This window comes from Halobacillus amylolyticus, from assembly GCF_022921115.1.
Classification (GTDB): Bacteria; Bacillota; Bacilli; order Bacillales; family Halobacillaceae; genus Halobacillus_A; species Halobacillus_A amylolyticus.
Genome location: NZ_CP095075.1, coordinates 1561565 through 1587991 on the forward strand (window position 1 = coordinate 1561565; position 26427 = coordinate 1587991).

The 26427-nt window shown below is 41.3% G+C and carries 28 protein-coding genes and 1 pseudogene; 8 read left to right on the forward strand and 21 right to left on the reverse strand.

Translation table 11 applies throughout. The annotated features are described in order from the left end of the window. Nucleotides 1–285: 285 nt before the first annotated feature. The 6 genes from MUO15_RS08215 to MUO15_RS08240 all read right to left on the reverse strand — a co-directional run bounded on the left by MUO15_RS08215 (nucleotide 286) and on the right by MUO15_RS08240 (nucleotide 4345). Nucleotides 286–1383: a hypothetical protein gene (locus MUO15_RS08215; RefSeq protein WP_245035070.1), complete on the reverse strand. Its 1098-nt coding sequence runs from the start codon at nucleotides 1381–1383 to the stop codon at nucleotides 286–288. Next, nucleotides 1376–1789: an anti-sigma factor family protein gene (locus MUO15_RS08220; protein ID WP_245035072.1), complete on the reverse strand. Its 414-nt coding sequence runs from the start codon at nucleotides 1787–1789 to the stop codon at nucleotides 1376–1378. The genes MUO15_RS08215 and MUO15_RS08220 overlap by 8 nt, the downstream gene beginning before the upstream one ends. Continuing rightward, complete coding sequence (locus MUO15_RS08225; RefSeq protein WP_245035073.1) at nucleotides 1786–2313, reverse strand: RNA polymerase sigma factor; 528 nt, start codon at nucleotides 2311–2313, stop codon at nucleotides 1786–1788. The genes MUO15_RS08220 and MUO15_RS08225 overlap by 4 nt, the downstream gene beginning before the upstream one ends. A 264-nt stretch (nucleotides 2314–2577) precedes the next feature. Beyond that, nucleotides 2578–2949 carry a DnaJ family domain-containing protein gene (locus MUO15_RS08230; RefSeq protein WP_245035074.1) on the reverse strand — a complete coding sequence of 124 codons (372 nt, stop codon included), beginning with the start codon at nucleotides 2947–2949 and terminating at the stop codon, nucleotides 2578–2580. Between the two features lie 24 nt (nucleotides 2950–2973). Continuing rightward, nucleotides 2974–3609, reverse strand: a complete 636-nt coding sequence (locus tag MUO15_RS08235) for an MOSC domain-containing protein (protein WP_245035075.1) — start codon at nucleotides 3607–3609, stop codon at nucleotides 2974–2976. Continuing rightward, nucleotides 3599–4345: a YkgJ family cysteine cluster protein gene (locus MUO15_RS08240; protein WP_245035076.1), complete on the reverse strand. Its 747-nt coding sequence runs from the start codon at nucleotides 4343–4345 to the stop codon at nucleotides 3599–3601. The genes MUO15_RS08235 and MUO15_RS08240 overlap by 11 nt, the downstream gene beginning before the upstream one ends. 167 nt (nucleotides 4346–4512) lie before the next feature. Between MUO15_RS08240 and mreBH the strand changes: the two genes are divergently transcribed. From mreBH to MUO15_RS08255, 3 genes are all read left to right on the forward strand, one after another. Further along, entirely contained in the window at nucleotides 4513–5520 is a 1008-nt protein-coding gene (mreBH, locus tag MUO15_RS08245; RefSeq protein WP_245035077.1) for a rod-share determining protein MreBH, read from the forward strand. Nucleotides 5521–5755: 235 nt separating this feature from the next. Next, on the forward strand, nucleotides 5756–6070 hold the full coding sequence (locus MUO15_RS08250; protein WP_245035078.1) for a hypothetical protein: 315 nt from the start codon (nucleotides 5756–5758) through the stop codon (nucleotides 6068–6070). Nucleotides 6071–6547: 477 nt separating this feature from the next. Then, nucleotides 6548–7468, forward strand: coding sequence for a ketopantoate reductase family protein (locus MUO15_RS08255; protein ID WP_245035079.1), 921 nt, complete (start codon nucleotides 6548–6550; stop codon nucleotides 7466–7468). A gap of 119 nt (nucleotides 7469–7587) precedes the next feature. On the opposite strand, the gene MUO15_RS08260 is transcribed toward MUO15_RS08255, so the two are convergent. Continuing rightward, on the reverse strand, nucleotides 7588–8112 hold the full coding sequence (locus MUO15_RS08260; RefSeq protein WP_245035914.1) for a M15 family metallopeptidase: 525 nt from the start codon (nucleotides 8110–8112) through the stop codon (nucleotides 7588–7590). Nucleotides 8113–8319: 207 nt separating this feature from the next. Here MUO15_RS08260 and MUO15_RS08265 point away from each other — a divergent pair, with 207 nt between their 5' ends. From MUO15_RS08265 to MUO15_RS08280, 4 genes are all read left to right on the forward strand, one after another. Beyond that, nucleotides 8320–9066, forward strand: a complete 747-nt coding sequence (locus MUO15_RS08265) for a C40 family peptidase (RefSeq protein ID WP_245035080.1) — start codon at nucleotides 8320–8322, stop codon at nucleotides 9064–9066. 192 nt (nucleotides 9067–9258) lie between these two features. After that, complete coding sequence (locus MUO15_RS08270; RefSeq protein WP_245035081.1) at nucleotides 9259–9453, forward strand: hypothetical protein; 195 nt, start codon at nucleotides 9259–9261, stop codon at nucleotides 9451–9453. Between the two features lie 11 nt (nucleotides 9454–9464). Then, entirely contained in the window at nucleotides 9465–10460 is a 996-nt protein-coding gene (locus MUO15_RS08275; protein ID WP_245035082.1) for an acrylyl-CoA reductase family protein, read from the forward strand. Between the two features lie 465 nt (nucleotides 10461–10925). Continuing rightward, nucleotides 10926–11321 (forward strand): hypothetical protein, encoded by a 396-nt coding sequence (locus tag MUO15_RS08280; protein WP_245035083.1) that lies wholly within the window; start codon nucleotides 10926–10928, stop codon nucleotides 11319–11321. 50 nt (nucleotides 11322–11371) lie between these two features. On the opposite strand, the gene MUO15_RS08285 is transcribed toward MUO15_RS08280, so the two are convergent. The 3 genes from MUO15_RS08285 to MUO15_RS08295 form a co-directional block, all read right to left on the reverse strand. After that, entirely contained in the window at nucleotides 11372–11569 is a 198-nt protein-coding gene (locus tag MUO15_RS08285; protein WP_245035084.1) for a YwbE family protein, read from the reverse strand. Between the two features lie 90 nt (nucleotides 11570–11659). Continuing rightward, complete coding sequence (locus tag MUO15_RS08290; RefSeq protein WP_245035085.1) at nucleotides 11660–12118, reverse strand: DUF2188 domain-containing protein; 459 nt, start codon at nucleotides 12116–12118, stop codon at nucleotides 11660–11662. 125 nt (nucleotides 12119–12243) lie between these two features. Further along, on the reverse strand, nucleotides 12244–13251 hold the full coding sequence (locus MUO15_RS08295; RefSeq protein ID WP_245035086.1) for a DUF3231 family protein: 1008 nt from the start codon (nucleotides 13249–13251) through the stop codon (nucleotides 12244–12246). Between the two features lie 239 nt (nucleotides 13252–13490). On the opposite strand from MUO15_RS08295, the gene glnA reads away from it, so the two are divergent. Beyond that, entirely contained in the window at nucleotides 13491–14801 is a 1311-nt protein-coding gene (glnA, locus tag MUO15_RS08300) for a type I glutamate--ammonia ligase (protein WP_245035087.1), read from the forward strand. A 96-nt stretch (nucleotides 14802–14897) separates the two neighbouring features. On the opposite strand, the gene MUO15_RS08305 is transcribed toward glnA, so the two are convergent. The 11 genes and pseudogenes from MUO15_RS08305 to MUO15_RS08355 form a co-directional block, all read right to left on the reverse strand. Further along, nucleotides 14898–15872 (reverse strand): quinone oxidoreductase family protein, encoded by a 975-nt coding sequence (locus MUO15_RS08305; protein WP_245035088.1) that lies wholly within the window; start codon nucleotides 15870–15872, stop codon nucleotides 14898–14900. A 10-nt stretch (nucleotides 15873–15882) separates the two neighbouring features. Beyond that, complete coding sequence (locus tag MUO15_RS08310; RefSeq protein WP_245035916.1) at nucleotides 15883–16662, reverse strand: enoyl-CoA hydratase/isomerase family protein; 780 nt, start codon at nucleotides 16660–16662, stop codon at nucleotides 15883–15885. 25 nt (nucleotides 16663–16687) lie between these two features. After that, nucleotides 16688–18460 carry an acyl-CoA dehydrogenase family protein gene (locus MUO15_RS08315; RefSeq protein WP_245035089.1) on the reverse strand — a complete coding sequence of 591 codons (1773 nt, stop codon included), beginning with the start codon at nucleotides 18458–18460 and terminating at the stop codon, nucleotides 16688–16690. Beyond that, nucleotides 18461–19186 carry a 2-phosphosulfolactate phosphatase gene (locus MUO15_RS08320; protein WP_245035090.1) on the reverse strand — a complete coding sequence of 242 codons (726 nt, stop codon included), beginning with the start codon at nucleotides 19184–19186 and terminating at the stop codon, nucleotides 18461–18463. Between the two features lie 2 nt (nucleotides 19187–19188). Further along, a complete protein-coding gene (locus MUO15_RS08325) occupies nucleotides 19189–20244 on the reverse strand; it encodes a phosphotransferase family protein (protein WP_245035918.1) in 1056 nt (351 codons plus the stop codon). A gap of 11 nt (nucleotides 20245–20255) precedes the next feature. Next, nucleotides 20256–20654 (reverse strand): acyl-CoA thioesterase, encoded by a 399-nt coding sequence (locus MUO15_RS08330; protein ID WP_245035092.1) that lies wholly within the window; start codon nucleotides 20652–20654, stop codon nucleotides 20256–20258. A 12-nt stretch (nucleotides 20655–20666) separates the two neighbouring features. After that, a complete protein-coding gene (locus MUO15_RS08335; protein ID WP_245035094.1) occupies nucleotides 20667–21542 on the reverse strand; it encodes a 3-hydroxyacyl-CoA dehydrogenase family protein in 876 nt (291 codons plus the stop codon). A gap of 56 nt (nucleotides 21543–21598) precedes the next feature. Beyond that, on the reverse strand, nucleotides 21599–22378 hold the full coding sequence (locus MUO15_RS08340) for an SDR family oxidoreductase (protein ID WP_245035096.1): 780 nt from the start codon (nucleotides 22376–22378) through the stop codon (nucleotides 21599–21601). Between the two features lie 5 nt (nucleotides 22379–22383). Continuing rightward, nucleotides 22384–23589, reverse strand: a pseudogene (locus MUO15_RS08345) (acyl-CoA dehydrogenase family protein). 167 nt (nucleotides 23590–23756) lie between these two features. Then, the gene (locus MUO15_RS08350) at nucleotides 23757–24773 is read right to left on the reverse strand and encodes a DUF3231 family protein (protein ID WP_245035097.1); all 1017 of its coding nucleotides are present in this window, start codon (nucleotides 24771–24773) and stop codon (nucleotides 23757–23759) included. Between the two features lie 252 nt (nucleotides 24774–25025). Next, the gene (locus tag MUO15_RS08355; protein ID WP_245035099.1) at nucleotides 25026–26234 is read right to left on the reverse strand and encodes an MFS transporter; all 1209 of its coding nucleotides are present in this window, start codon (nucleotides 26232–26234) and stop codon (nucleotides 25026–25028) included. Nucleotides 26235–26427 lie beyond the last annotated feature (193 nt).

Below are 26427 nucleotides of genomic sequence, written 5' to 3' on the forward strand. Positions count from 1 at the left end.
CATTATACAATACAGGAAAAAAAGACTGCTCCAATGGCAACTTGCCACTGAAAAAATTGCAATTTCAGTGGTCTCCTAGTTTGGCGGTTTAGAATAAATACGCATATATATTTTTAAATCGTGGATATATCACTTTATATCGTCCATAAAACGAGTTATATTCGCAAATATCTCATTAATATTTTTAGTCATCTTTTTGGTGATTGATTCTTGCCACTGAAAAACATTGGACTTTTTCAATGGCCTACTACAATGAGAGCAGTCTTTTCTTGAGTTTTGTTTTGATTAAACTTCTTCACTTTTCTCCTTTGAACGTTTACTTGTTAAAAGATAAAGTCCTCCACCCATGAGCAGTAAGCTGACTAATCCTACCTGAAAATACTGTTGATAGTAATACCAGATGTCTATATGAAATATTCTGCTTATTTGATCAGCAAAAACCGGCAGCAAGACAGAATCAGCTAAATAATACCCTCCTAAAACAAGCAATGCAGCTCCGATCCTCCGTTTTTGCTGGAGGAAATTTTTAATTACAGGTTGATCATTCACTTCACCTTGTTGCACACGATTCATTTGCTGAAGGGCATCAAAGAAGCTGAAAAACCAAAGGATGGGAATTAAGAACAGAAAGACCGATAGTCTGAGAACATCTAAAATATAAATAGAGAGTAAAAAGAATAACATGAGCTGAATCCCACGTTTTTGTAAACCGAGATATAAATGACCTGCCCCCGGAAAAATGGCCAGTAAAATGGTTAACATGTTGTTTCTATGCCCTGCTTTACGTAACTCGTTCCAGTCATCCATAAGCGGACGATCCTCTAATTCATATCCAGCCTGCCTTTTATTTAATAATTGAATGACATCAAACAAGTTATAAACCCAAATGATTAACAAAGCTGGGAGGAACAATAGGAATCCCGCTTGACTCGTAAGAAAAGTGACGAAGATAATCATCATCCCAGCACCTAAATAAATCGCTAAGAACGTAAGACCCCGTTGTTTTAATCCAAGTTGAAAATGTCCCACACCCGGTAAGAAAGATAGAAGAATAGTAAAGAAGCGCTCATTCTGAATCGAGTTGCCTGCTTGCACTGTAGCAGTTAGTGACGTCGCTTTCTTTTTGTCTGTACGCTTATTTTTTTGCAAAAGTGTAAGTGTAATATCAAGCATATTTGCTCCCCAAACTAAAAAAGAAAAGGCAAGCAAGTACAAGATCTCAGGAGCACTATAAGGTTGAAAAACAAACATGACAAAGCCAAAACCGAGAGCCGTGAAAAAAATAAGCGGATACAATATCCCTCGGACAGCCCTGCCCAAATACATATGTCCAAAGCCAGGTATAAAGGCTAAGAAAAAAGCTAAGATCGGCGATTTATTCATCCCCCATTCCCCTTTCTGTTTCTGTCATCCAACGTTCCGTCTCTTCCATCACTTTCTCGGTAATTGATGGTCTGTTGTGGAATTGCTCTCCGTCAAACACGGTAAAAACATGCTGGAATACGCCACTTCCCATTAAGACAATTGTCAATCCTGCAGCAATGGCGTAATGGATAAATGTTTTATTTTGTCTCCCTTGTGCAGGGGTTTTTTTATGAATCTCATGCATTGTCTCCTCAGTAAAAGAGGAGGACATCAAAGAATCAGTGTCAACTAAGTGAAGGCTTGCCATATATCTATGAAAACAATGCTCACATTCGTCCAAGTGATCCTCCACCCCGATTCGTTCCACATCATTAAGCTCGTTTGCTAAATACATTTGAAGAACTTCCTTCGCTACATGATTCATGTAAAATCCTCCCTTCGCCAATGTTTCTTCATCCATTTGCGTGCTCGGTACAACTTCATTTCCACTGTTTTCTCTGCCAAGTCAAAGTGTTTACCAATCTCCTGGTAACTTTGTTCATCTATGTAATAGGCTTTAACAACGCCACGGTAATTTTCAGGAAGGGCTTCGATGGCTACTTGAATCTTTTCTTCTGTCTCTTTTGCCACTACTTGCTGTTCAACACTTTCGTCATCTAAAGGTGCCCTGTCAAAATCAAGTGAAACAGGATCCTCTGGCCTTCGTTTATCTTTTCTTTGCTCATCAAGTGCCTTTCTAAAAGCAATTTTACTATGCCATGTTTTAAATCCAGGCCCGCGGTAAGAAGGAAGGGCATCCATCATCTTAAGAAATGTCTCTTGCGCAATATCTTCAGCTTTGTTGTGGTCCTGGATAACACTATAAGCAACTTTAAAGACATGTGCTTTATACCGTTCAATAATAACCCGAGCTGCTTGTTGATTTCCTGCTACTATTTTTTTAATCAATCGTTCATCAGTAATATCCGCCCCTCCCCTCTCCCTAACCCTTTTATTAATAGACGAAAAAAGATTGCCGAACTCCTACAATAAATTAGAAAAATCGTAAGTAGCTTGTCTCAACAAGATTGTGCCTTCCTTTCGCCATGGTGGTGAATCGCCTGGCTAACATATAGAGGCATTAAACTAACATTAAAAAACCTGAAGGAAGCCAGCCGCTCCCTTCAGGTTTTACCACTATAAAATCACACAGCCTGATCATCCTTTTTTTCGCTAAAATCCAAACCTCCGGTCAATCCTTCCCTGATATTGCCGGTATGCCCCCGATTGCTGCCATTTTCTCTTCTCCATTAAAAGGTTAAACCGGATACGTTTCTCGGAAAGTTGTTGCTTATACCGAGATTGTTGCTTAGGATCATGGCAACCAATGAGCAAATCCTCCAGTTGAACGATCTCTTTCTTGATCTGCATTTCCTCTGGTAGCATATTAGCATTTTTTAAGATTCGATAGCTGTTTCGCATATCATCCGGTGCATAAGCAAGTTCATCCATTGGTAATGGTTTCCCTTTCCCTGGAAGATGATCGAAATCCCCACGTGCAATCGACTGTTTAATCTTCTCTTCAATGATATGGCCAAAATCCATGGTAACTTCTCCCCCCTTCCCTTGTTACAAGCGCTTTTGGAGAGATTGACGCAAGTCCTCAGCGAGAGCATCTACCTGAACAATTCGGCTGATCTTTTCCTTATTGTCTTTATCGGTAAACTTCACTTCATTTACATCAGCTACCGGAACTCTGGCTGGATCCACTTGTTTTAAGCGCATGGCATCCCCTTGAGTAACTTTACCCTCTTTCAGTACACGCAAGTAAAACCCTGTGAAGCCGGTTTTCGTTAAGCGACCAGGGAAATCATCAATCCCATGAGTACGGGCAATGATGTAACACGGTTTCCGGGGCTTGGTAACTTGCACTTCCGCTTCCCCTAACGAAAACACATCACCAATATTCGTCCCCCACTCATCAATACCTTCTACAGTTATATTTTCACCAAAAGAAGGATAAGGAAACTTCAGCCCGTACACCTTTTCAAAATGACGGTAATGCTGTGCTGGATAAAGACAAACCGCCTGATCTGCTCCACCGTGATTCTTCTTATCTGCCTGCTCATCACCAGAAAAATTTAAAAACCTTAAATATACAGGTTCATCTATTGGTTTTTTTCGATAGGCACTCGTTAGTTCTCCTTTATCTGTAGCATAAGATTCTGGACGTCCAACATTCAAAGAAAGCAGTTTAAAGCTCATGCAATGTCCCCTCTCTCCACTTTTCTATCCATGCAGGCAAATAATCATAACTCCACACATCACTCGGATAATCAACAAATACGTCTTCCCCATTTTCATATAATGCTTGAATTAATTCATTGATGGCACCGAAATAAAATTCATATAAGAATTCATAGCTGAATGGTTCTTTTGGAAGATGATTTTCAGCACAGACCTTTGGATCCGAGTAATTTAGATAGGTACGGCATGGGATCGGCCTAACTTCATACGCCATACACGCTTGTGTCTCAGGGTCAAGCATCGGACACGGAAGGTTAAGTTTCTTATAAGCTAGCTTAGTATCATCCTCAGTATGATTCATAGACAGGGCTTGATTCAATTTCTCTTTATGTTGTTTATAATAACGATCCCAATGGTCGTAAATCTTTTGTTTCCTATCTTCTGAAAAGTGTTCGATCGAACGAAACATCATTTTAGCTTCCATTTTACTCAAAACGATGGGAAAATAGCAGCAGAAGGCACAACCTTTGAAACAGTTCGGGGTCATTCCCGCAAATTGCTCCATCCGACCGATTTCATGATCTACCTCGTCTAGCAAACGTTGAAAGCCGGTTAAAATTACATCTTCCGACTCTAGTTCACTGTCTAATAGTTGATCAATAATTTCATCAAAAAATTGCTGATCAAGGGCATAGGAATCGTTTATTCGCTTTGATTTATCTATAATCTCTTGATGTTTTAAATACCTCTCCATTTGGAAAAAACTCCTTCGTCTAACACTACCTTTATTATACACGTCCTCGGGGCTTAACGACTACCTTCTAAGTCCCCCATTAAATTCCTATTGTATGACCCCCAAAAAAATCTTAAAATAAAAGAAGAATTATAAGAGAATCTGTCATCTTATGGAGGTACGTCTACATGTTATCAAATGCTGAAATTGGAATCGATCTGGGAACAGCTAATATATTAATTTACTCAAAGGCAAAAGGGATTCTGCTAAATGAACCTTCTGTTGTTGCTTATGACACGGAAACTAAGAATGTTGTGGCCGTCGGGAAAGAAGCTAAAGAAATGGTCGGTAAGACACCAAGGAATATTATCCCGGTGCGTCCGCTCAGAGATGGTGTAATCGCTGACTATGATATGACCGCACAAATGCTTAAAGAATTATTAAAAAAAGTAACTAAGAAATCCGGGATTTCCATGCGCAAGCCAACTGTTGTCATCTGTACACCATCCGGCTCAACTTCTGTTGAGAGAAGGGCGATTCATAATGCCGTGAAAAGCTACGGTGCAAAAGCCGTTCATCTTATTGAAGAGCCCATCGCAGCTGCCATAGGCGCGGACCTCCCTGTCGATGAACCGATTGCGAACGTCATTGTTGACATCGGTGGAGGAACAACGGAAGTTGCGATCATTTCCTTCGGCGGTGTTGTATCATCCCGCTCCATTCGTACAGGCGGAGATGTGATGGATGAAGAAATTATCCAATATGTCCGTAAAGCCTACAACATTTTAATTGGTGAGCGAACAGCCGAACAAATTAAAATGGAAATCGGCTACGCTCAGGGTGACCACCCGGAAGAAAAGATGGACGTACGGGGAAGAGATATGGTGACAGGATTACCTAAAACCATCGAACTTTCATCGACTGAAATACAAGGTGCTCTCAAAGAAATATTAGAACAAATCCTTGAAACTATCCGTGCTACTTTAGAGGAATGCCCTCCGGAATTAAGTGGTGACATCGTTGATCATGGTGTAATTTTAACTGGCGGGGGTTCATTGCTAAAAGGTATGCAGGAATGGTTATCCGATGTTATCGTCGTCCCTGTTCACATGGCCCCATCACCATTGGAATCCGTAGCCATCGGAACAGGACGCTCCCTAAAAATGATCCAAAAACTCCAAAAAGCTACTAAGTAATACAGAAAAGCGGAAAAGCCCGTCAAGCACCGGGCACATTGAAAAATAATTCAACAAATATATTCTTCAAAACCTTAGAAAAGTTGTCCCTCGTTGGACAGCTTTTTTTAGTCTTAAAAAAAGGAATTAATCAAATTGTGTCGAATTCATTAACATAAGGATGAACATATTTTTTTATAAAAGAATATTCTAATGAGATAATAAACAGTACAACAATAGAAAAAGGGGAGCAATTATGCAGCGAACAACATTAATGAAATGGGTGACAGGGGTCGGTGAAGGGTTACTTGCTATCCCACTTGCAGGGGGAGCATTTGTATTAAGTACAGGTTGGACAGTACTTTTAGTCATGTTCATCCTTCATACCATTACACTCATCCTCTCAATTAAAGATTCACAGTTCAGCTCTGGAAGCATTGTCGGAATGGTCGCGAGTTTTCTCGGAGCTATTCCTATACTTGGTTGGATGCTTCATACTGCCTCAGCCCTCGTCCTCCTGATTGATGCTGGTCAGGAAACAGGGAAAGCCAAGCAAAAAGACAAAATTTAATATCGTTTTTAGAAATTGCCCAATAGGGGTGATCACTATCTACGTATTCATGTATATCTTCCGTGTAAGAGAAGATAAAACTGAATTGTTCAAGCAGCTAAGTGGGAAAGCGAAAGAGATCATCTGTTCTTATTCGGGGAAGGCAACACTTTATCAGGAGAAACATTAACAGGAAAACAAGGTTCGATGGGGCTTTTGGACTTGTTTGAATTAAAGGATGAGGAGATCGTTTTCCTTGGAAAACTCGCATACCCTTCAAAGGGGATGCATGCTAAGTCCGTAGAAGAAATGTAAAGGGATGACCTGATCACCCCTCTATGAGCAGCTTACAGAATTAGTGGATATGACTCACCTGGTTACATCGACTTTTATTAAAGTAGAACATTAAAGTGTAAAAAATTACACAGATAGAATGAATCGTGAAGTCTGTTCACCCTTAAAAAGGGGTAAATAAATTCATATAAAGAGGTGTTTCTTATGAAAATAGTTATATTTGGCGCAGGTGCATTAGGGGCATATTTCGGTGCTCGCTGGGAGGAAGCTGGTCATGATGTTGTTAATCTAGTCCGCTCAGGACGTGCTGAGCAGTTAAGAGAGCACGGATTAACATTACATAGCGAAATGGGAGATTACACTGTAAATGAGCTAACCATTGCTGAAAGCCCCGAGGAAATTGAGGATCCTGACCTGGTTTTCCTTGCCGTAAAAGGGTACCACCTTCATGGCACACTAGATTGGTTGAAACAGCTTGTTCAAAAAGGGACAAAAGTTTACCCTGTATTAAATGGGGTAGAGCATATCTCCATTTTACAGAAGGAGCTCGGTGAAGAAGCCGTGATTGGTGGTCTTTCCTACATTATTGCTACCCTTGATGAAAAGGGACATGTTGTGCATTCAAGTCCATTTCATGATCTAGTATTTGGACCTCTCCACCCTTCACAGCAGCAAATATGTGAGGAAATGGCTTTAGCTTGCAATCAAGCTAATCTTAACGGAACATTAAGTCCGAATATTTTAGAGGATATTTGGAAGAAATACATGTTTATTTCAGCATTTTCAGGTATAACAACAGCTACTAATTTACCTATCGGTGAAGTACGTAGTTTCCCACAAACCTTTTTGGTCACGAGAAGAATTCTTGAAGAGATGAAGGAGCTAGCTAACACTCACCAAGTCCAATTAACAAATGAGCATGTCGAAGCAGCTTTCAAGCAATTAAAGGGTCTTGACAACGAAATGACTTCTTCTATGCATCAAGACCGCAGAAAAGGCTTGCCACTCGAGGTTGAACACCTTCACGGCGGAGCATTACGGCTTGGAAAAGAGCATAATCTTCACATGCCTTATACCGAAACCATCCGCGCGATGATTAAACCATACGAAGCCTATCAACAATAAAAAAAGAGATCGTTCTGTGTTGGCACATCCTGTGCCAACACAGAACGACCTCACGTCGTATGGGACCAAGAATAAGCGATTTGAACAAAAAACCCTCTAGTTTAAAACTAGAGGGTTTCCTATTCTTCTGCTAACGCTTCAGGTTTAGGACGCTTTCCTCTTTGCAACTCACGAATACTTAATCCGAAGTCCATTTGCAAGTGTGGATAGTCTTTAAATGATTGCCAGTCACCACCCCAAGTAAATCCCAAGTTTTTAGCGATCTCAGCCACTTCCATCCAATCCGCCTGACCGTTGCTGTTATCATCACGCGTCAAATCCCAAACGACATTACCATCATCGAGTTGTAATGCAAAGTCAATTGCTAAGCCATAATTGTGATAAGACTCCCCTCCTGAAGCATAGGTTACAATATCACCTTCTGTAGAACGACCTTGTTCATACAGACGCTCTTGCTCCTCTTTCGTCCTTACTCCATCCGTAATTACTACATCAATCCCACGTTCGGATGCCTGTTCAACTAAATGTTCCTTTCCTTGCTCAACAGCTGGATGTAATTCGGATGTCTGACTTTTATCTTCCACGTAATATATATGAGAATTCCGTTCTTGAAGTTCTATTAGCGTATAAATTAAAGAAATCATAACTCCACCAAAGAACAATGTCCAAACAGTTCGAATAAATAGACCTCTCAATGGCAAACGACTCCTTTTATTACTTCTTATTTCGATCATACCATAATGTCTAGATTGATAGAAAATAATCAAACGTTAGCTAAAAAAGGACTCTCATCTTTTTACAATCATGGCCATTAGGTCAACTATTAATAATGCTTACAAGGGGGATTTCGCATGAAGTTCGTTTATATAATAGTTAGCAACACGGGCTCTGTTGCTAATCGTGCAATTAAAACCTTTACGTATGCCCCATACAATCATGCTTCTTTATCATTAGACAAAGGCATGAAGCGAATGTACAGCTTTGGCAGAAAGAAACCCACCAATCCATTCTGGGGAGGTTTTGTACAAGAGAATCTCATTAACGGAACATTCAGCTGGTACCCCTACTCTACTTGTGCAGTGTATAGACTAACACTGCCTAAGAGGAACTATCAAAAGCTTGAACGGATCATCAAAGCCTTTGCGAAAAATCATAAGACTTATTTGTACAATTATATCGGCTTACTAGGTGTGCCCGTCAACAAGCCTCTTACCATCCCCGCAAGTTACTTTTGCTCACAATTCGTTGCCGAAGTGCTTCATCGTTCAGGGGTACCGCTTTTCTCAAAAGCCAGCGCACTGGTAACACCTGAAGACTTCCGCCATCACATTCAACTCATTAAAATATACGAAGGTCCATTGTACGACTATCCCTATTTGCATTCAAAGTCTATCTATCATCCGAAGAAATACAAGTCATTTCCTTTCAGAAAGTACATAAAGCAGCAAGTGAAAGACAACCTATTCGAAATAGGTACCGATCATTCTAATGATGAATACAAATTCAGGGACGGATTCATTAAACCTAAAAAGATCTTACTATCAAAGCAGTTGTGTAAAGTTAAACGATTTCTCTTGTGTAATAAGCACCGATATTAAGGGAAGTCTCCCTCATGATATAACAAGAGACAGAAATGCCTTAGAGGAGAGCTGACACGTGAAGCTATTAAAACGTAAACCCTCCACCAAGATAGAAAGAATCCTGACGATCAACTGTTTTTAAACGGTCGATCTTTTTTTCGGTTTAACAATTAAAGAAAAAAGGTATATAAAAGTCATGGAGGTGGAAAAATGCCTGCGCGTAATAAAAGAACTGACCAAGACAACGAAAATTTCGACGAGAAAGTAAAAAAGGAACATCTTATAGATGACGACATCCCTGAAGAAGAACTCAAACAAGATGAACGTGATGCCAAACGAGGAGAGAAATCAAAAAATAATTCTTCCTCTGAAGAAAAGTATGACGAAGATTTAGAAAATAAATGAGGTGATCTTTTTTGACTGAATTTAAAGCGTACTATATTGATCAAACCAAAAATGGCAAAATGAATGCTGAGATAAAAACCATATCCACAGAGGATCTACCTGCAAGTGATGTTCTCATTCAAGTTCATTACTCAAGTGTGAACTATAAAGATGGAATGATTTCAACACCCGGCAACCCGATGGTGAAGGATTATCCCATTATCCCAGGGATTGATTTAGCCGGAATCATTGTCCACTCAAAGGATGACCGTTTCCAAGAGGGCGATGCTGTTATCGCTACTAGCTATGAAATAGGTGTATCCCACCACGGCGGTTTTAGTGAATATGCTTCAGTACCTGGCGATTGGGTTGTTCCTCTGCCAGATGGATTGACACTTGAGGAATCGATGATTTATGGAACAGCAGGCTTTACCGCAGCATTATCTGTGCATAAGTTAGAAAAAAACGGATTGACTCCAGAGGACGGTCCTGTTTTAGTTACAGGTGCTACCGGGGGAGTCGGTAGCATGGCAGTAGCTATGCTCGCTAAGCGCGGTTATGAAGTGGAAGCAAGTACAGGAAGTGAAGAACATAAAGACTATCTATTAGATTTAGGGGCTGCACGCGTGATTTCACGCGTGGATGTGTATGATGGAAAACTTAAAGCACTTGGCAAACAACGCTGGGCTGCTGCCATCGACCCTGTTGGCGGGAAACAGCTTGCCTCCCTTCTCTCACAGTTAAAATACGAAGGTGCTGCAGCAGTAAGCGGGCTTACTGCTGGAACAGATGTACCAACACAGGTTTATCCATTTATCCTTCGGGGTATAAATCTCTTAGGGATTGATTCTGTCTACTGTCCGATGGAAACAAGGAAGGAAATTTGGTCTCGTCTGGCTGACGATTTAAAAACAACCGATGCATTTGAAAAAATAAAAGTTGAAATTTTGTTAGATCAAGTGCCTGGAACATTAACAAGTATCTTAGAAGGTAAAACTCGTGGACGTACGATTGTTAAACTAGGGTAAATTAAATATTGTAGTTTTTAAAAGCAGAAATCCATATTGACAAATCACATAAACCGTATTATAATTTTATATTAGTGCCTTCGCTAAAGGTAACTCGGAACAATGAAAGAGTGATGTGTATGAAACTGGCATTCTGCTACGTTTTATCACGACTTAATCACACTGGATCAGCTTCGGAGCTGTAAGGATGCAATAGAGGTAGGGATTGCGTCGTTTAAGTTGATAAAAACTACCATGTAGAATGGACCGCGGCAATATGGGTTCATAACAACTTGCAATGGAAACGCAAGCAATCAACGAAAATTATTTTTTTCATTAGTCCGATAATGGTAGAAAGCTTAAAACATAGCTTTCTTATCGTAATAAAGCGGGTCAGACGACGGTCTGTCCCGCTTTTCCAATTTTTAAGTGTTTATTTAATTGTTTATATGGTAATATATCCTTATGAATTAAAGGAGGAAAATAATGTCTAATTATAAATACCTAAATAAACTTGTACCAGAAGATGTACATTACTTATTAGATCTGAGTGAATTTAAGGAACTTATAGAGGAAATGTTAGGAGCAGCTTCAAAGTTGGTCACAGTAGAAGTAGATTGTGATCAAATTGAGGATAGTTACGATATTCTCAACTTCCGACCAATGGTTATCTTGAAGGAAATCGCCAACCTATCAGAAGAAAACCGACATACCATCTTAAATACGGGCTTCTCCCTTGGACAGCCATTTGACAGCGGTGATTTTGCGATGAAGAAAATTTTTGGTGAAAACTATACAATCATTGCTGCCACAGAAGATCAGGATGGCGATTTCTTTACTGTTGAAATCCCATACGAGGATTTTGCTAAATCACAGATGTAATAATAGAAAACGCCCTGTATCCTTCTGCAAAAAAGATACGGGGCATTTTTCTATTTTTCATATATATGCTTTACTCTTCCTACTTGCCCATCAGCAAGCCGTACTTTAATGCCGTGTGGATGACTAGGCGATTTCGTTAGTAAATCCTTCACAACACCTCTAGTTAAATGTCCACTACGTTGATCTTTCTTCAAAACAATATCAACCTCTAGACCAGGTTTAACATCTTTACGTTGTTGTCCGTTCATCTTTTTAACCTCCAAACTATTCTTCAACCTATCATATCATGTATCCTTTGAATAGCAGAAGCAATAGTTGGGTTCATATTCTCCACGTGGTCACTCATTATAAGAGGTTTGTTCTTGAATGCTCCCGTCCTTTTTATGAATGATTATTTTTGTACCTTTATTTTTTGCCACTTCTTTGGCCCGTTCTACAGCAAACTGTTTCTTATTGAACACATCAGAAGGCTGCTTCGCGTCCTCTGCTTGGACAGCCCAGCCGTTTTCATGAGACACAACGTGCTCCCCTTTATCTAATAGCTCCGGGCGGCTAGGATAATCATTTCCTTCCCCTCTGTTCCGTAAATCTTGATCACTTTTATTCTTCATTTCCTTTATTTCATCTTGAGTTGCATTCTCATACCATTCCTTCGCTTGCTCTGTGGCAATTGGAATCGCACGACCTTCATCATATCCCTCGTCAATCATTGCATTTGCTATATCGATCGCTTTCTTTCTAACAACCTGATCTAAACTTTTTAATGAGCTCGGGTAGTCTGTAGTATCCCAAGGCATTTCTCCCACTCCTTTACACATCTTTTTATACTATTTACCGCAGCCAGAGGAAAAATAAACATTCTTCTCCCCTGAGCTGTCTTCTAGAGAGGGATATTATAAAGTTAGAAGGCATCACTTTTCTATTATTTTTTCTTTACCAATTCTCCTCTGTCGGCAGCTTGCGGTGGTTGCTCCATCCAACCATTCTCAATCATTATATTAGCCCCATCTTCCGCGTACATGGCAATCTCAGGTGTCAGCCGTGTGTACATCAACCCTAAATCACGCCTCGGGCTCGTCGACATAGAAGCCCCGTATTGTGCAATACCTGAAGCGACCAGTCCACTAATATGAAACATCATAAGTTTATCTGAAAAAGGGGCAACGGTAGAGTCTGTCACTTCTGAGGTTAAATTTTTAGCTGATGAAAGGTTTTCTTCGTGTAATACTGAACTAAAAATCTTAAAATGTTTCGCAGAGATTTGTTTACCCTTCTTCATGTATTTAGCAATTTCCTTAGATTCCACAGCTTGACTAAATCCAACAATAACAGCTTCTCCAAGTGCATTTCTTTCAGCATTATAAACGAGATTTGTAATCTCAATACCAAGTAAGGGACGACGTTCTCCAAGCCATCCTGTCAGAAAACTTTGTTTTTTCACGAAATCTACACGTTGCGGTGACGGGAGAGAGGGATGGCGTAATAATACTCCTTTATCTAAAGCAACCTTTCTTGCTCTGTTTGTAAGTTCCTTCATTTCCTCCAAGCATTGAGAGTAAAACTCCGCTATGTCATCTCGTGCTGAAACACCATACAGCATGCTTTCCCCCGTCACACTAAATCTTCCCATATTCAACATGTACAGTAAAATCAAAGTATCGGAAAACAAAGGTGGTGCTTCTGTGTTGACGTCGTCATCTGTAAACCCTACCGGAACCGGATAATTTTCTTCCTGAAAGATTCGTGTAATCGTTTGTATTCGTTTTTCGATAAATTCCAAAGTATATTCTAAAACCGAGTGAATGTCTGGATCCTTAACCGTGGATAGAAAATGTGTTAAGCCGCATTTAATCATTGTACTAGCAAGAAACGTTGTCCAAAGATTTGAAATTTCAGCTGAAGTTAATTTTGGGTGATGACCGTTTTCCAAGGTTAGACCTCCCTTACTCCCTTTTCCAAAAGTTATACAATTTCTTAGCTTCATTTGAATGAGATTAAAAATAGTCTATGGAATTTTTATTAATCTATACAGTTTTCTAAATCACCAAAAGAATCGTTTCCCCATAATATTCCATGGTTTAATAGTAATATGAGATGGGAAACTTAATCTAAGTAAAGTTACAAGTACATTGACAGAAAATTACCACAAAGGTGAGGAGAAATTAATTAATGAACTACACGAAAGAGAATATCAAACAGATTGTTAATGATGAAAAGGTAGAATTTATTCGACTAGAGTTTACTGATATGCTAGGCGATACGAAAAATGTGGAACTTCCGATTGAGGAAATCGATAGTGTACTAAATGATGAAGCCATGTTCGACAGTTCTTCCATTTCAGGTTTTTCAGAAATACAGGAGAGTGACATGTTTCTAGTTCCTGATTTGGATACATTTAAAGTACTACCTAATAATGTAGATGAGGATTGTATCGCGCGCTTTATTTGTGATATTTACACACCAGATGGTGAGCCGTTTGATGGAGATCCTAGATATATATTGAAGAGGGCAATGAAAGAAGCCAAGGATTTGGGCTATACAGTAAATGTCGGACCAGAGCCAGAATTCTTTTTGTTCAAATTGAATGAAGAGGGCTACCCTGTTCGTAAAATGAATGACCGTGCGGGATACTTCGATGCTTCTCCAAAAGATAAAGGCGATAAAGTGCGCCGGGATATTGTCCGCACTCTTAAAAAGTTCGGCTTTGAAATGGAGGCTTCTCACCATGAAGTCGCTGAGGGGCAGCATGAGATTAACTTTCGCTTCGATGATATGTTAAAAACGGCAGACAACATTCAAACGTTTAAAAACGTTGTAAAGGATGTAGCTACAAATCATGATTATCACGCAACCTTTATGCCGAAACCTATTACAGGCGGGAATGGGTCAGGTATGCACTGCCACCTTTCCTTGTTTGCTGATGGCGACAGTGCCTTCTATGATCAGCATTCTGAAGATGAAATTTCTGATACAATGAAACACTTTATGGCAGGCATCCTTCACCATGCGAATGGAATCGCCGCCATTACGAATCCGAATGTAAATTCCTATAAACGACTTGTTCCTGGTTATGAAGCTCCGGTAAGTGTGGCCTGGTCGCACTCTAATCGCAGCTGCATGATCCGTGTTCCCATGACACGTGGGATGGGGACTAGATTTGAGGTTCGTCACCCTGATCCAACAGCGAATCCATATTTAACTCTAGCCGTGCTTATTCAAGCAGGACTTGAAGGTATTCGTAAAAATATGGATCCAGGAGAGGCAGAAACACGTAACCTTTACGAGGTCAGCGATGATAGCGTCCCTACCCTTCCAACTAATTTAAAAGAAGCCCTTAAAGCATTAAAGAAGGATGAAGTACTGATGGAAGCATTAGGCGAGCATACTTCAAAGATTTATCTTGAAGAAAAGGAACAGGAATGGAACACCTACTCTCTCCAAGTTAGTCAGTGGGAAGTTGATGAGTATATGAATAAGTAACAGCCAAAAGAAGGGCCCTCCAGCATGTGAGGGCCCCTCTTTGTTTGTAGAATTCATTGACAGCAAAAAGCCATCATTATAGACTAAATTTTAAAATTAAGGTTTTAAAATCAACTTCCCCTGCGTTTTTCTTGCTTGCAGCGATTCATGTACTTGTGCAGCATCATCTAAATTGTACACACCGCCAATCGTCACCTTTAACGTTCCATTGTTGACTAAGTGAAGCAATTCTTCCAAGCTCTTCTCAAACAAGATTGGTTTCTTCATGATCTGAGGTAAGAAGAAGCCGATTACTGATAAGTTACGATTCATAAGTCCTGAGGGATACATTTCGGCTGGGCTGCCGCTTGCGACCCCATACACGACAACACGGCCAAACGACCGCATACAATGAATCGTTTCGTGAAAAATATCCCCGCCTGCCATTTCAAGGGCTACATCTACTCCCTTACCTTCAGTCACTTTCATTATTTCATCAGACCAGTCCGCTTTCGTATAATTAACGCCATAATCTGCCCCTAATTCTTTAGCAGCAGTCAGCTTTTCTTCTGTACTCGCCGTGGCAATAACCTTTCCAGCACCAAAATGTTTCGCCAGCTGAACGGCTAGCGATCCTACACCTCCAGCACCAGCGTGCACCAATACGGTTTCACCTTTTTCAAGACGGCCCATCGTCGTTAACAGGTGGTAGGCAGTCAACCCCTGCAATGGGAGAGCTGCAGCCGTTTCATCGTCAAAATCATCGGGTAATGGAATAAGTGCATTGGCCTTGGCTACAACATATTCCGCGTATCCACCTGATCCAATCAGCGTAACAATTCGTTCGCCAACTTGAAAATGGTCGACACCTTCGCCCACTTCTTCGACTATCCCAGCCACTTCAGCTCCTGGAATGAAAGGAAGGGGAGTTGGTATCACATAGGCACCCTGGCGCCTAGCTGTGTCTGCATAGTTCACACCAATGGCGGTTACCTTGATCAGAACTTCACCGGATCCTGGCTTCGGTTGTTCCACCTCAGCCCTTTGTAACACCTCAGGTCCTCCATATTCTGTAAATTGAACAACCTTCATTGAAATCACCTTACCTTCCTACAAAGACAGGCTTACGCTTATCCTTGAAAGCCTGGATCCCTTCTTTATGATCGTCTGTTTGTGCCATCATCGTTTGCGTCAATCGCTCTTGTTCGAGGATCGTCGCTAAGTCCGATTGATCGGCTTGATCAACAAGCTTTTTCATCATCCCAAGCGCCTGTACCGGTCCTTTAGCTAACTCCAAAGCGTAATTCATCGCTCCCTCTTCCAAATCAGTCAGTGGCATGACACGATTAACCAATCCCCATTCCACTGCCGTTTCTACTGGGATAGGCTCAGCTCTAAATAAAAGTTCCTTCGCACGGTAAGGACCAAGAATTTTTGCTAAAAAGTAATGTCCACCTCCATCTGAAACAAGTCCTACCTGAGCAAAGCTTAATACGAACTTACTCTCTTCAGCTGCGATGATTTGATCACAAGCCAGCGCCAAATTAAATCCTGCTCCCGCTGCATAGCCATGTACGACCGCAACAACAGGCTTTGCCAGGTCCTTTATCATAAGGATAAGTTTGTTCAACTCCCCAACATGCTCATAAAGGTCATTCGCTGTCGCCTTGCCCATGTTTTTGACATCGCCGCCTGCTGAGAAAGAACGTCCGGCACCAGACAATACAACAACCTTGACCTCCGCATTATGTTCCGCTTCACTAAGTGCTTCCTGCAGCCCAGTAATCATTTGATCAGAAAACGCATTCAAACTATCAGGTCTATTTAACACACACGAAAGCACCGGCCCATTCAACGATACACTTAAATGATCATTACTCAAATTTTGCAAAACGATCAGCTCCTTATTAAGATATATAATGCTTTTTCTCAATCATAACATCAGCAATGGCACGATTTCGCTCAATCGTGTCTTCCCATCGATAGCTGCTTAGCAAACCCGCTACATTCATCAGTGCCTTTCTTCGCTCTTCCCCCGTAAGGAGGTTAGAAAGGAGAGAGGTTGATGCCTGATGAACATCCCCTGTCGCCTCTTCGACAACCGTATACGCGAGCTGAGTTTTCAAATCTATTTCTTTATCAGATACCTGAATAGCTTTAATAGTGCGGAGCACGGCTGATTCGCTTGCATAGATCGCAATCGCAAGGTCGGCCAGCTTCATCAGCGTTTCTTGCTCTGATTGGATTGCGTTTCCATACACTCGATAAGCAGCGCCAGCACAAACGAGGTACAGATCTTTGAACAGAGCTACGGCTTCTTGCAATTTTCCTAGAGGCCCTTCAACATTCATGAATTCACCATTCTTCAGCGAATGTTCAGCTTTCTCCATTAACGTTCCTGCATCAAACTCGGCTTTTGCGGCTTTTTTGAAAAAGGTTCCAGGGATCAACAGTCGATTGATTTCGTTCGTACCTTCAAAGATACGGTTGATGCGCGCGTCGCGATACGCTTGCTCAATCGGATATTCTTTAATAAAGCCAGCGCCGCCGTGGAGTTGTAACGACTCGTCTGCGATTTCGTCTAGTGTTTCGGATCCAGTGATCTTAAAAATGGCAGACTCCAGGGCATGCTCGTTCATGGCCTTAGCAATCGCTTTGTGATCGGAGGAATCACTATGTTCTGCTAGTGCTGATTCGATATGGCCTGCTGTACGATAAAGTAAGGATTCGGTTGCATACAGTTTTGCGGCCATATGGGCGAATTTTTCTTTGCTTGCATTGAAGTCGGCAATTGTGCGGCCAAATTGTTTTCGTTCACTCGTGTGTTCTAGTGCTAATTGAAAACAAAATTTTGCTGCCCCTGTTGTAGCAAATCCAAGATTGAAGCGGCCAAGATTAAGCACGTTTAGGGCGATTAGATGTCCTTTTCCAACTTCACCAAGCAGATTGCCAGCAGGAACTTCGCAGTCTTCTAAAACAACGGAACATGTAGATGACCCTTTGATACCCATTTTGTCTTCTTCTGATCCAATCGACAGTCCTTTAAAGTTACGTTCCACAATAAAGGCACTAAAATGTTCCCCGTCCACTTTTGCATAAACAATGAATGTATCTGCAAAAGAGGCATTGGTAATGTAAATTTTCGTACCATTTAAAATATAATGAGTGCCTGCTTCGTTTAACTTGGCCGTCGTTTTGGCTGACAAGGCATCAGATCCCGCTTCTGGTTCAGTTAGGCAATAGGCTCCAATATATTCACCACTCGCAAGCTTTGGAAGGTATCTTTGTTTTTGTTCTTCGGTGCCAAAATACGTTATCGGCAATGTCGCAATACAGGTATGATTTGAATGTGCGACACTGTAGCCACTTGCGTTTCCTAGGGATTCACCGACAATTCCTTTACTGATTTTATCAAGACCAAGGCCGCCATAGGCTTCAGGAATGCTATGACTTAACAGCCCCAACTCGCCAGCCTTCCTCATTTTTTCAGCTACTAATGGAAAATTCCCTGCTTCCAGCTCCTTTCTATACGGGTGTATTTCCCGGGAAATAAATTGTCGAGCCGTGTCAGCAATCATCTTATGCTCTTCACTTCGATCTTCAGGTGTAAACACCGTTTCCAGTGCTATATCCGTAATTAAAAAGTCTCCACCTTTGACACTGTGTTCAACAGAATACATTCACTGTACCCCCTTAATTTGTCCGCTTTCCGGGTCATATTTTGCTATCGTAGATAACAAGCCTTCCTGTGCTATAAATTGAATTTCTTTTTCATCCATGCCTAAATCAACAAGGGTCTGCCCAATTCTAGTGGTGCGGAGTGTTTCAAACGGAGCTGCACATCCCTGATAGAATAGTAACGCGGTTCTCGCCGCATCTGATAGCTCAAAATCTCCTTCTTCTACTAGAAAAGAAACCAAACTACCTGCCCCATAGAAATCCTCCATTGTATAATGTCCACTCGTACCTGAACAAACGAGAACGATCGTATCGTCTTTATGCTCGTTTGCTAAGTGTTGTGCCATTGCCTGATTGTTTAATAGAGAAGAGGCGTATAATGCATCAGCCTGACTTGAACGATTGAGGGCGACCGTGCCATTTGTAGTCGATAAAACGAGATGTTTTCCTGCTACAATAGGCTGTAAAAAGCTGCGCAAGGGATGCTCGAAGCCGTCGATCGTCCTTCCCTTGTCTTCACCTGCCAACACATAAGGCTCATGTAACGATTTCGCTTTTTCACGAGCCTGCGCTTGATCATATACAGCAATGACCGAAGCAGCTCCATCAGCAAGGGCAGCTGTGATCGTAGATGTCGCAAACAGGACATCAAAGACAACGGCTACTTTGCCTTTCATCAGGTCTGGTTGAATGTCTTCCTTTTTAAAAATAACTTGAATATCGCTCATACTTACAACCCAGCCGTTTCTTCTGCATGTTTTATTAAATTATTGACAAACACGTTCATACTGGCAAACCGCGGGTCATTTGTTTGTCCATTTTTGTAGCGGTAATAAATTTGTTGAATGATTCCGGCTAGTTTGAAGTAGGCAAAGGTCACATACACATTGATATTTGTAAGATCACGGCCGCTTCTAGCCGCATATGCTTCAATAAATTCATCACGCGTATAAAATCCCTCATAAACGGTGAGCGGTTTTTTACCAAGTCCTGTTTTTAGAAGTTCAGGGTCATCCTTTTCAATCCAATAGCTCATCGCTGCTCCGAGGTCGGCAAGCGGGTCACCCACTGTAGTCATTTCCCAATCAAATAACCCAACCATATTTGCCTGTTCATCAAACATCGCATTGTTTAATTTGTAGTCATAATGAATAATTGATGCTTGATCAGAGACGGGAATATGGTCCACCAACCATTTTTTCAATCGTTCGCCACTGACAACATCATCTGTTCGTGCTTTCTCATAACGCTTAATCCATCCGTGAATTTGCCGCTCCATAAACCCTTCAGGCTTCACCATATTTTTAAGGTCGGTGGTTGTATAATCGATAGCATGCAATTCAACCAATCGATCAACCATGGTGTCAGAAAGGGTTCTACCTAATTCAGCCGTCTGTTCTATCCCATCCGGAAATTTGGTGTCAAAAGTCAGTCCATGGCGCCGTTCCATAACAAAAAAGGGCCGTCCAAGCAGGTCGCCTTTTTCAAATACATATGGCTTTGGAGCTAGCGGAAATACTGGATGAATCGCTTTGAGAACCTGATATTCACGTTCCATATCATGGGCTTTTGGTGCAACGGGCCCCATTGGCGGACGCCGTAATACGGCTTCCCAGTCTCCGATGGTGAGCTCATAGGTTAAATTTGAATGCCCTGCCCCAAATTGTCTTACTTCGAGTTCTTCGTCTGGTAAATTAGCAACCTCATTACGTAAAAAAGGTTCGATTTTGCCTACATCTAACTCTTCCCCTTTACGAACTTCACGCGTATCTTTCGTTTGTACGATAAGGACACCTCCTAATTAGCTGCCAACTGATAAGTTTCCAGCTGCTTTCTCATATCACCTGTCAAGGGAGCACTCTTTTGCTGAGCAAAATCAAACTGGACGATCACACTGGATCCTTTAGCTACGAGCTCTCCTGAATCCTTTTCATACATTTCCTGCTCCAAATGAAAGCTTGAATTGCCAACCTTAGTTACACCACTCTTAATGACAAGGGTTTGGTTAAAATAAACCTGTTTTAAAAAGTCACACTTAATCGAGGCAAGAATAAAATTCCAATCCTCTTTTACTAATCCTAAGTCACTAAAAAAACGAATTCTCGCATCCTCCATATAGACAAAAAAGTTGTTATTATTCACATGTCCTAGTAAATCGGTTTCACAAAATCGTACCCATATTTCAATCTGATGCATCTTCATCGCCCCTTATCTGCTCTTCACTTTGTTGTTGTACGTATAAAAGCCTTTGCCCGTCTTCCTGCCAAACTCCCCTGCCTCCACTTTTTTCACAAGTGTTTCTGACGGTTTATCCTCAGGGTCACCTGTTTCTGCATAGCGCTGTTGCATCACATAATAGCCAACATCAATGCCTGATAGATCCATCAATTCAAATGGCCCAATCGGATGACTTAAAGCCTTACGGGTAATTTTGTCAATATCTTTGAAGTCAGCATATCCTCCCTCATATAAAGCCATCGCTTCCTTCTGGATTGCAAATAGGATTCGATTCGCAATAAAACCGGAAATTTCTTTTTGTAAAAGAACGGCTGTACGATTCATTTGTTCACATACGTCCATAGCCAGCACAGCTGCTTCTTCAGAGGTATGGTCCCCTTTAACGACTTCCACACAATCCATTACAAGCGGCGGGAAGAAGAAGTGCATGTTGCAGACTTTCTCAGGCCGAGACGTAGCATCAGCGATTAAGGAGCTGACTATTGTTGATGAATTTGTGGCAAGCACCGCATGTTTCGGCGCAATTTCATCGACGCGCGCGAACACTTCACGCTTCACCTTTAACTTTTCAACAACAGCTTCAATGACAAGATCCGCTTCACTTGCTGCTTCTTTCAAATCGGTCGTAAACATGATGCGCTCAAAGGCCTCATCCCGCGACCTAGCGGTGATTTTCTCTTTTTGGACCCATCTCTGCATAATTTCAGTCAATTTCTTTTTCGCCTGATCAAGTGAATCTTGACTCATGTCTTGTACACTCGTTTGAAATCCAGCTAACGCACTAAGCATCGCAATTTGATGCCCCATTGAACCTGCCCCAATAACCGTTACGTGTTTAACCGTCATTTTATTCCTCCTCTGTTCCTTATAAAAAACATTTTTCAATAAAAACTTTTCTCAATTTAACAGGAAGCATGCATCCCACCGTCTACGACTAATACGTCGCCTGTTACATAGTTTGAAGCTCTAGAAGCTAGGAACAAAGCAGCTCCTTTTAAGTCTTCCTCTGTCCCAAAACGGCCGGAAGGCGTCCGATCAAGAATCAAATCCCCACCCTGTTCAAGCAAGCCTTTAGACATTTTCGTTGGAAAGAATCCAGGGGCTAGCGCATTCACCTGAATATTTTTCGGTCCCCACTTTACTGCCAAATCTTTCGTGAATGTAATGACAGCGCCTTTGCTAGCATTGTATCCGACCGTATCCATGAACTCAGGATCAGTACCACCAAGACCGGCTACAGACGCGATGTTAATGATCTTTCCAGACTCTTGCTTCACCATTACCTCCCCCACTTTTTGCGACATTAGGAAGGTTCCTGTTACATTGACATTCATAACCTTTTGAAAAGCCTCAAGAGGCATCTCAAGTGTTGGAGCCCCCCATGATGCTCCACTATTGTTGACGAGAATATCAATGGAACCAAACTCCTCAACTGTACGATCAACAATATGTTGTATATCCTCAGGGTTGGTCACATCGCAGGCAAGGGCCAGTGTCCTTACACCAAGATCTTTTTTAAGACGGTCTGCCACCTCAACGCAAGCTTGCTTTTTTCGCGAACACAACACGACGTTAGCACCAGCCTCGGCCAGCCCTTCCGCGATTTGTTCACCAAGGCCGCGTCCGCCTCCAGTCACAATCGCCGTTTTGCCAGTAAGATCAAACAACTCTTTCACGTGCATTGTTCTCACTCCTTATATTTAGTTAACTCAAGCTTAGCCACTTGTCTTCTGTGAACCTCATCTGGACCATCCGCTAACCTTAGTGTCCTTGAATTTGCCCATTGGGCGGCTAGAGTGAAGTCATCACTACCACCTGCTGCACCATGTGCTTGAATCGCACGATCGATTACTCTCAGCGCCATATTAGGTGCTACAGCCTTAATCCATCGCGATTTCCGTTTTCGCTTTTTTATCACCGACCGTATCCATCATGTACGCTGCCTTAAGTGTAAGCAGCCGTGCTTGTTCTAGTTCAATACGGGAGTCAGCAATCCATTCCTGAACGACGCCTTGATCAGCTAACGGCTTGTGGAATGCGGCTCTAGTTTGAACGCGCTTACACAAATCGTCAAGAGCCCTCTCTGCTGCACCTATTAGACGCATACAGTCGTGAATTCTCCCTGGTCCTAGTAGCCTTCCTTGAGCAATCACAAACCCCTTCCTCTCATCCCAAATAATATTGGAAACAGGTACACGAACATTTTCAAAATCGACCTCCCCATGTCCATGTGGAGCGTCGTCATAGCCAAAAACCGGAAATAATCGTTTGACGGAAACACCCGGTGTATCCAATGGGACAAGAATCATAGACTGCTGCTCATGTCTTGCTGCCTCAGGATCTATTTTTCCAATGAAGATAGCAATCTCACATCGAGGATCTCCCACCCCTGAGGACCATTTACGTCCATTAATGACGTACTCATCTCCATCACGTTCAATCCTTATCTGGATATTCGTTGCGTCGGAGGAAGCAACATCATGTTCCATCATCGAAAAACATAAGCGAATCTCCCCATTCAAAAGCGGCTTCAGACATCTTTCCTTTTGCTGCTCTGTCCCATAACGTGTCAGTACTTTCATATTTCCTGTATCAAAACTTGCAATTAAATATTTCAGGAGCAATCAGTGAGCGCCCCATAATTTCACAAAGGGCAGCATACTCTAAGTTCGTTAATCCGGCTCCATATGTATCATCAGGATGAAACAAATTCTACAGCCCCTGGTCCTTTGCTTTTTTCAATTCCTCGACTATGGAAGGGGCCTCAGACCACCCTGATTCCTGAGCGTTCAGCTGCTCTTCAAAACTTGTTCATAGGATAAACATATTCATCCATAAAGTCCTTCAGTTTCTTTTGATAGCTTTTCACTTTATCCGTATAATCAAAGTTCATACCTTTTCTCCTCTCAAACATACCATCTAGTATGTATTTTCCATTTTATATCGACAATTCTGAAAATTCAAGCCAAACGGTGAATGTTCATTCATTTTCCTTGAATTATTAAACCCCCAGTTCAAGGAACTGAGGGTTTGATAATAGCAACAATTGATGGTTTTGTATTAATCATTAACATTCTTTTTAGCCAAGGCTGAACGGTCAGGAGCCATAGGCGGCTGTTCCATCCAGCCGTGCTTGATCAAAAGATTTGCGCCATCCTCGGCATACTTGCCAATATCCGTTATCAATCTTCCATATTGGAGAGCTAAATCCCTTCTTTGGACGACGGACAAACCAGCTCCATAAAATCCCATTGCCGCAGACACTAATATTACAACATGATACAACATAAGCTTATCTGAAAAAGGTGGTACAATGGAATTAGAAACTTCCGATTCCCATCTCTTTGGTACAGGCAGATTTTCTTCCGATAGAATATTGTTTAATATCTTCACCTGTTTTTTACAAAGAGTTGCCCCTCTTTGAAAATATTTGCGGAGTTCTTTAGATTGAGCGACTTGACTGAATGCAATTTCTAATACAACTTTGACTATCGTCTTTTGATTATTAAAATAGAGCCCGGTTATTTCTGTTGCATTCAAAGGCCTACGTTTACCAAACCATCCCGTTAAGTAACTTTGACTTTTCACAAAATCAATCCCGTCTGGAGCGGGAATGTTTGGAGGCTTACTGAAAATTCCTTTATCTAACATCACACTTAATATTCGGTCATATAGTTCCATTGTTTCAGAATTACACTGAGTAAAATAGCTTCTCTGATCTGCCCGCACTGAATTTCCGAGAGAACCTGCATAGCCAGTTAAGCCATGGAGGGTCATGACATACATATAAACCAATAATAAAGAATCCGAGAATAACGGAGGGGCGTTTACATTTACATCTTCTTTGGTAAAACCCTTAGGTACGGGATACCCATCTTCTTTTAGAAAAGCAGTTATTTTATCAATATGGGATTGAGATAAACCTAATGCAAATTCAAGAATATTACGAACATCTTTATCCTTTACATATTCTAATGAGTGGTTTACAAAACAAATAGACATACTGTCACTCATAAATTGAGTCCAAAGACTTGCTAGTTCAGAGGAGGAGAGCCGTCCGTTATTCTTTTGATCCATAATTATTAACACCACCAGGAAGTAATTTTTCACCGTTAAGATTACTTTAACATTCAGGTTTATAGCTTAACCAAACTGAACGGACATATGTATATAGTGGTATATAGGATTGGTTACACTCCCCCTGCTCTTCCGATTAAAACAGTCTCTCCTTCTCATGAGTGAAATAACTCCAATCTGGTAGAATAACGTAACTTCTGCACAAAAAAAGTCCCCCCTGCCAGGGTGAACTTCATTGATTTTTGCCTGATATTAATTGGTGTTAAGATAGGTTCTTTTTCCCCACCACACACCAGGAAGAACTAGAACAGCGAGTGAAATCACTCCTATCCAGCCCCAACGACTCCATAAAAGGCCTGTAATCGTGCCACCTCCTGAGACTCCAACGTAATAGCTAACGAGGTAAAGGCTTGAAGCCCCTCCCTTGTGATGAGTTGCCTGCTGATTAACCAGCCATGCCATCATCGAATGAATCACGAAGAAGCCTAGACACATGAGTATGAGTCCAGTATATACTAGTGACACAGCCGGTAATATCGTTACGGCTATACCTGTCAGCATCACCGCTGCACTAATCATAATAATCTTACTTAAATCAAAGGTAAGAGACAACTTACTGGCAAGAGGTGAACCGACCAGCCCCATCCCGTAAGCAAAATAAGCTACCGTAATAGTCCCAATTGACAAGTAATAAGGCTCACCCATTAAATAAAACGGCAAATAGGTCCAAACCCCTGTAAACGCCAACTGAATCACAACACCCATATAAAAAGCTGGAATGAGATTCCTATTTTTTAAGTGAACAAACATCATCGATAGATCTTCTTTAACTGGCAGTTGGCTAGGTTCGAAACGTTTAGATTTTGGTAATAAAAATAAAAATGTTAAGAAAAAGACTGTTTCTATTGCAAACAAGAACCATATGGCTGTTTGCCAGGAAGTCTGCTCTGTCAGGTAACCTACAAATACCCTGCCAAACATGCCGCCAACAGCATTACTGGCAATATAAAATGAGATCCCTATCCGAACACTTCGCTGTTCAAACTCTTCGCCGATATAAGCAATCGCAGCTGCAGGAAGTCCGGCAGCAAAAAAGCCCTGGATAAAACGTAAAATTAAAATCATTGTAAAAGACTCTAAAAAAGGGATAATCAGCAACGGGATAATGGAAAGAAGAATCGTTCCTTTCATTAAGGCTACTCTTCCCCATCTATCAGACATGAGCCCAAAAAATAATAAACCTAAAATCAAAGAAAAAATCGTTAAAGATAACAGCAAGCTAGATACAGTTGCGTTCACATCAAACTCTTCAACAAATTGAGGTAGAATCGGCTGCACCATGTATATATTGGAGAAAGTCATGAAGGAGGCGATCGTTAGCGCCACTATGGCCATCCAAAAGGTTTTATCCTTTGGTGTATACCCGGTTTCACCTTTGATATCATGTTCTGCTTTTGCCACAAGAACCACTTCCTATTTCACAATAAACTCTGTTTATCCGATTATGTAAGCATAAAAAATAACTCTCATTCGTATCTTGTCTACACTTGAGAGATACTGTTTCAACTGTATGATTAACTGCTTAATGCCCTGTTTAGTGTAAAGCCACTAATAGTAACTCTTCGAATAGTATAACTTATTTTACCTGAAACAA